The following is a 6,361-nucleotide window of genomic DNA, read 5'->3' as shown; positions in this document are numbered from 1 at the left end:
AGAAATATTCAGACTTTCTTACTACGCTTGATCTTTCTGATGATTTTACATTGGATATTGAAAGCTTCAAAAAAGATATTTCAAACGGACTTTTCTTCGATTCTAATATCCCGCAAGGATATGGAGTAGGAAGTTCAGGGGCTTTGGTGGCTGCCATTTTTGAAAAATATTCAATCAGCAAACTGAATCCGGACAATATCTCCAAAGAAAATCTTAAAAAATTAAAGGCTGTTTTTGGTGAAATGGAAAGCTATTTCCATGGAAAAAGTTCTGGGATGGATCCATTGATCTGCTACATGAACCTGCCTATTCTTATCGAAAATAAAGAAAATCTTGACAGAGTTTCGATCCCTGAAGGACAGGAAGGAAAAGGAGCTATTTTCTTGATTGATTCCGGAATTACAGGAGAAACAGGACCTATGATCCAGATCTTCTTTGAAAAAATGAAGACAGAAGGGTTCCGCAAAACATTAAAAGAAGAATTTATCCGTTATAACAATGCTTGTATAGAAGCGTTCCTTAAAAAAGATATGAATCCTTTCTTCAGAAATCTTAAAAAGCTTTCTCACTGGGCCTATGAACATTTCCGTCCTATGATCCCTGAAAGCATTTTTAACATCTGGAAAAAAGGTCTTGATTCTAATGCTTATTACTTAAAACTCTGCGGAAGTGGCGGCGGAGGCTATATTTTAGGCTTTACTCAGGATTATGAAAAAGCAGAAAAAATGCTTGAAGGCTTCCAAAAAGAGGTGATTTACAGATTTTAAACAGGTTGGAAATGAATTCTGAAAAAGAAACTTTCCAATCCAAAAAATTCATCTCAAAATCTCTATACTACAGATTTTCACAATTCGTGGGCTTTTTGCTGGGAGCACGCTTTTTTGTAGCTGCCCTTCTTACATTTGCCCTCTACGTTTCCACATTTTTCCTGTTTAATCAGGAAGAATCCTTCAGAAATTTTGTCTTTGATTTTAAAGTTCACGGTATTATTTTCTGTACCGTTCTGACAATTTTAGCAGGTGGAATCATTAATCAGTTTTACGATCTGGAGAAAGATCATATTGTAAAACCTTTCAGAACCAGAATTCAAAGCTTCATCAAACAGAAGTATTTTCTATATGCTTACCTGGGATTAACAGCTATTTCACTAGGAGTAGCCTGGATGATCTCCCATAATGTTTTTATTTTTTTCGTAGTGTACCAGTTTTTTATGTGGCTTTACAGTCATAAATTAAGCAGGATATTAATACTGAATAATCTCACTTTTGTAAGCCTTACCCTATATCCTTTCTTTGGAATGATGGTGTACTATGAAACTTTTTTAAAGAAGGTTTTTCTGATGGCTGTTTTTCTTTTTTTGATCCTTTTATGCATTGATATTGTAAAAGATACCCTTACCAGAAGTGTAGATAAGACATTTGGTTATACTACCATTCCCAATTACTTTAAAAGCAGGAATACAAAGATCATTCTTATCTCTTTACTCCTCATAACAATGGCCGTTTCGATGAAAATTATTACCAAAACCGGGGTTACCGGATTCATGGCTTATTATTTTGCAGGAGGTCTTTTTGTAATGATTCTTTGTATCTATCTCTTTTTAAATTCTACCCGGAAAAGCAACTTCCTCACACTTAATATATTACGTTTATGGGTTTTTGTAGGAATCATAGCAATGCTTTTAAACGGAATAGAACATAAATTATAATAAAAATTCTTTAAATAAACTCAGGTTATTATTACCTTTGCGTAACTAAATTTAATAAATAGGAATGCCCATTTTTAATGATACTAAAGTTGCATTTGCAGACAAGACAGATGCACAGTTGAGAAAGGCTTACTGGATGTTTAAAATGATTGAACAGCCCGCTCTTACCAGCCTTGGAACATCCGTTCTGAATTTTACAGTACACAACAACTTTCCATTCGTTACCGGAATTGTAAAAAACACTTTGTTTGAACAGTTCTGTGGTGGAGAAACCCGTGAGGAAAGTATGAAGGTGGTAAAACAGCTTTTCAAGAGAGGAGTTGGAAGTATTTTCGATTATTCCATTGAAGGGAAAGAAGATGAAGAAACTTTTGATGCAGTATGTAAGGAGATCAAAGATATTGTAAGATTTTCAGTAGGAAATCCAGCGATTCCTTTTATCGTATTTAAGCCTACAGCATTCGGAAGAATTGATCTTTATGAAGCTGTTGGAAAAGGGGCAGAGCTTACTACCAGCCAGAAAGAAGAATGGGAGAGAGTAGTAAGAAGATTTGATGAAGTATGTGCTCTTTGCCATGAAAATGACAAAAAAGTAATGGTAGATGCGGAAGAAACCTGGATGCAGGATTCAGCAGACCAGCTTTGTGAAGAGATGATGGAGAAATATAACCCGGAAAAACCTATCGTTTGGAATACGATCCAGATGTACAGAACCGGAAGACTGGAATACATGGAAGCACACCTGCAGAGAGCAAGAGAAAAGAACTATTTTATCGGCTATAAGATTGTTCGTGGGGCCTATATGGAAAAAGAAAGAGCCAGAGCAGCAGAAAAAGGATATGCAGATCCAATTCAGCCTACTAAAGAAGCTTCAGACAAGAACTATAATGCAGGAATTGACTTTGTAATGAATCACCTGGATAAAGTATCTGCATTCTTTGGAACCCACAACGAAATCTCTTCTGAGCTGATTATGGATAAAATGAAAGCCAAGTCTTTGGAAAACGGGAATCCACACGTTTATTTCGGACAGCTTTACGGAATGAGTGATAATATTACCTTCTACTTGTCTGATAAAGGCTATAACGTAGCTAAATATCTGCCGTACGGACCTGTAAAGGATGTTGTACCATATCTAACGAGAAGAGCCCAGGAAAACACCTCTGTAGCCGGACAAACCGGAAGAGAACTTGGACTTATCAAAAAAGAATTGGAAAGAAGGAAAAAACAAAAATAATTGTTATCTAAATAAACGAAAGACCCGCAAAATCTGCGGGTCTTTTTGTTTGAGTTATTTTAATATAAATATTGTATTTATTGTAAATTTTACAAATCAAATAAAATATCATCCGTTGATAATTAAAAGTTAATTTTTATTTAATATTAATTATTTATTAAAATAATTTAATTTTTATTGCTGATTTTATTTTTAATTTCTATATTTGATAAAGCTGTAAAAACTAATGCATGAACATACTTTATCTGCCACGATTCTATTATAATGTGACAGAATTCTCTGGTTCCGAAAGAGATCATTCTCTCAAATAGATTCGTTATAATTCCTGGATATACGTTAATAAATGAACAGTGAAAGAAGTAAATGTACACTCAGGAATACCCAAAATTTAAAAACAAATAAAGCAAATAGCTTTAGTTTTCTTCTTCAAATATTTTTTAGCCTGGCCTTTTCCTTGGTCAGGTTTTTTAATAATTTTTTTACTGGAATAGATAGATTCATTTGGTGTTGTTGCTTCCAAAATTCTAGTACTTTATTCAGTGGCTAGGTAAGCTATATGGCTGTACATTCGCTTAGCAAAAATCAATGAAATTGATTCCTTCTTAGCTTCCTTAAATAAGGCAGAACTCTTAGCAAAATCTTGGTGTCAAAAGAAATTTCAGATTTTCTTTTTGATGATCATTCGTACATTCTTAAAAATGACTAACAGACATTTATTTTTACTTTTGAATATTAGATGATGAATATCTAACTCTAAGGTTCAAAACTCTCAAATTTTCCGTTTTCATAGAACAAAACAATACGCTTTATTTTATTGGTTTGATTTCCAATTACTTGGCTTAAAATATCTTCAGGGGAATTTTCTAATCGCTGAGAATCCGATATTTTTTCTGAAGCTTTATCTTGGGCCGGTATAACCGATTCTCCAGAAGATATCAGAAGAGGTTCAGTTTCTGTTTCATCTGCTCCGAATTCATTATCCTCATTGATCATAGTGAAAAGATCGGGTAGAGGAGTTGTTCTCACCTGATCCTCTTCAGGCTGCTCTTCCTGAATTTTTGTTTCCGGTAATGCTGGCTTTAGCATTTCGCCTTCACCTGTAACCAACCAATCCCAAAGTAGCTCAGGGAAACGGGATTTTATTTTTATGATAAATTCCAATGACGGTTTATTTCTTCCGGATGTAATATGTGAAATTGAGGAACGTTGTACATCAATCTCATCTGCAAACTCAGAAGGGGTAAGTCGGGAATACTCTATAACTTTTGAAATTCTTTCGTTTAAACTCATAAAAATAAGCCTTTAATTATGTTACAAATGTAATCTATAAAATTTACAAAAACAACATACAGATGTAAATAGTTAAAATACTTGTCAATATACAAATGTAAACAACATGTAATTAACTGATATTAAATAATTTATTATTTTATTACAAATGTATTTTAATATTGTATAGGCTAAATTTAATTATAAGTAGTAATCTATAATGGAAGCATATTCCAGATAAATGACCATAAAAAATGACCTATAAATATAAATTTTGGCTGCTAAAGGACTATTCTATAAGCCCTCTCTTTTCTAATTTTATGATTTACAAAGTTAATATGCGAAGAACTGATATAAAAGTCATTAAACTTCTAAAATATGGGTTATAACACATATATAAGGTGTTATCATTGATATACATAAGTAAATTACTCGTGTAAAATACATTTTAAAGAGGAATTATAGCTCCATTTACAGATAGATTATATTAGTTAACAAAATTCTTTTTCCATTAAGCTCTAAAGTTTCTCTGAAAAATTAATTCAGATAAAAATGGCAGGACTTTTTTTGAAATTTCTCTTTTTACATTTGTATATTACGCATAAGTCCTATATTTCATATATTTAATATGTTTGAAATAAATATGCTTATTCAGCCTAAAATGGATGTTTTTATACTTCAAGTAAGGTTACAAATAGTATTTAAATAAAATCCATAACTAATTGAAATTAAGAATTTTAAATATATTTAATTAAATTATTCGCAATCCACAATTTTATCAACAGACATTTTGTCAGTAGCAGATGTTTAACAATGTTACTTATGTTAATCGACTCACAACGGCTAAAAACCTGAATTTGACTTTTGTAAATTTAATTCTGTTTACAAAAATCCTGTTAATTTTTCCTGCTTTCGACCTATTTACAAATGTTAATATTTATTGTATGCTCTAAAATGGCTAAATTTGGTTCCAGTAAATTATTTTCCAGCAATGAACTTTGAACATATCTATTCTCCAACTCCCGATTTCTCAAATCGCTATATTTCCCCTGAAAAATTATTTTCTTACCTACAGGCGAATCTCAGCGATTATATTCAGGAGATCGGAACTTCCTATTTAGAGAAGCCTATTTATCAATTAAGCATCGGAACCGGAAACATCCAGGTATTGGCCTGGTCTCAAATGCACGGAAATGAATCCAATGCTACCCATGCCATGCTTGATCTTTTGACAAGCCTTGATAAGGCTCCTGAAATGAAGGAAGACTTATTTAGTAAAATCAGATTAGACTTTATTTTTATGCTCAACCCTGACGGATCTGAAAGATGGACAAGACTGAATGCATCCGATATTGATCTTAACCGTGATTTCCATAATGAGGCAAGTAAGGAGATTAAGTTTCTGAAAAAAGCTGCAGCTTCAAAGAAATATGATTATGCATTGAACCTTCATGAGCAGAGAACCATTTTTACTACAGATGGTATCCATCCGGCTACTCTTTCTTTTTTAGCTCCCTCTGAAAACGTAGAACGTACCGTTACAGAAAACAGAAAAAAATGTATGGCGGTTATCGGAAGTATTTATAATCATTTAAAAGAAATGATTCCGAACCAGATTGGAAGATATTCGGATGAATTTTATCCTACTTCCACAGGTGACAATTTTATAAAGGCAGGGATGCCTACTATTTTATTTGAAGGTGGACATTTTGTAGATGACTACACAAGAAAAGGAACCAGAAAATATTATACAATTGCTTTATATTATGCATTGAAAGCAATCAGTGAATTGAACTCAGATAGTACAGGATGGGAAACTTATTTGGATATTCCGGAAAATAAAGAAACCCATTATGATATCATCTACCGAAATGTAAAATTGAATACAGAACATGAATGTATTTTAGATATTGCGGTTCAATATAGAGAAATGAAAGAGGAAGGGAAAGAAGAAATTTCCTTCGTTCCTTTTGTGATGGAAGCAGGAGATGTGAAAAAAAGGAAAGGCTGGCTGGAAGTAGACTGCACAGGAAAGAAATTTATTTCTGCCAATAAATATCCGAAGCTGGATTCAGTAGTGGATTTTACCATAGAAGATTAATAATTTCGGCAGCCCAACGGGCTGCCGAAATTGTTTTTTATATTTT

At 32.9% G+C, this 6,361-nt stretch carries 5 protein-coding genes; 4 read left to right on the top strand and 1 reads right to left on the bottom strand.

The window, feature by feature from the left end; translation table 11 throughout:
* From BBH99_RS07265 to BBH99_RS07255, 3 genes are all read left to right on the top strand, one after another.
* The coding region (locus tag BBH99_RS07265; RefSeq protein WP_066693991.1) for a mevalonate kinase family protein at positions 1-767 on the top strand (767 nt) is incomplete at its 5' end.
* A gap of 11 nt (positions 768-778) precedes the next feature.
* A complete protein-coding gene (locus BBH99_RS07260; RefSeq protein WP_066693988.1) occupies positions 779-1,708 on the top strand; it encodes a UbiA family prenyltransferase in 930 nt (309 codons plus the stop codon).
* 64 nt (positions 1,709-1,772) lie between these two features.
* On the top strand, positions 1,773-2,945 hold the full coding sequence (locus tag BBH99_RS07255) for a proline dehydrogenase family protein (RefSeq protein WP_066693985.1): 1,173 nt from the start codon (positions 1,773-1,775) through the stop codon (positions 2,943-2,945).
* Positions 2,946-3,698: 753 nt separating this feature from the next.
* Here BBH99_RS07255 and BBH99_RS07250 read toward each other — a convergent pair.
* On the bottom strand, positions 3,699-4,235 hold the full coding sequence (locus BBH99_RS07250) for a helix-turn-helix transcriptional regulator (RefSeq protein WP_066693983.1): 537 nt from the start codon (positions 4,233-4,235) through the stop codon (positions 3,699-3,701).
* 970 nt (positions 4,236-5,205) lie between these two features.
* On the opposite strand from BBH99_RS07250, the gene BBH99_RS07245 reads away from it, so the two are divergent.
* A complete protein-coding gene (locus BBH99_RS07245; protein ID WP_066693977.1) occupies positions 5,206-6,315 on the top strand; it encodes a M14 family zinc carboxypeptidase in 1,110 nt (369 codons plus the stop codon).
* Positions 6,316-6,361 lie beyond the last annotated feature (46 nt).

Origin of the sequence: Chryseobacterium contaminans, assembly GCF_001684955.1 — a bacterium.
Classification (GTDB): Bacteria; Bacteroidota; Bacteroidia; order Flavobacteriales; family Weeksellaceae; genus Chryseobacterium; species Chryseobacterium contaminans.
Note: the sequence above shows the minus strand (reverse complement) of the source record. Positions and strands in the feature narration are given on the sequence as shown.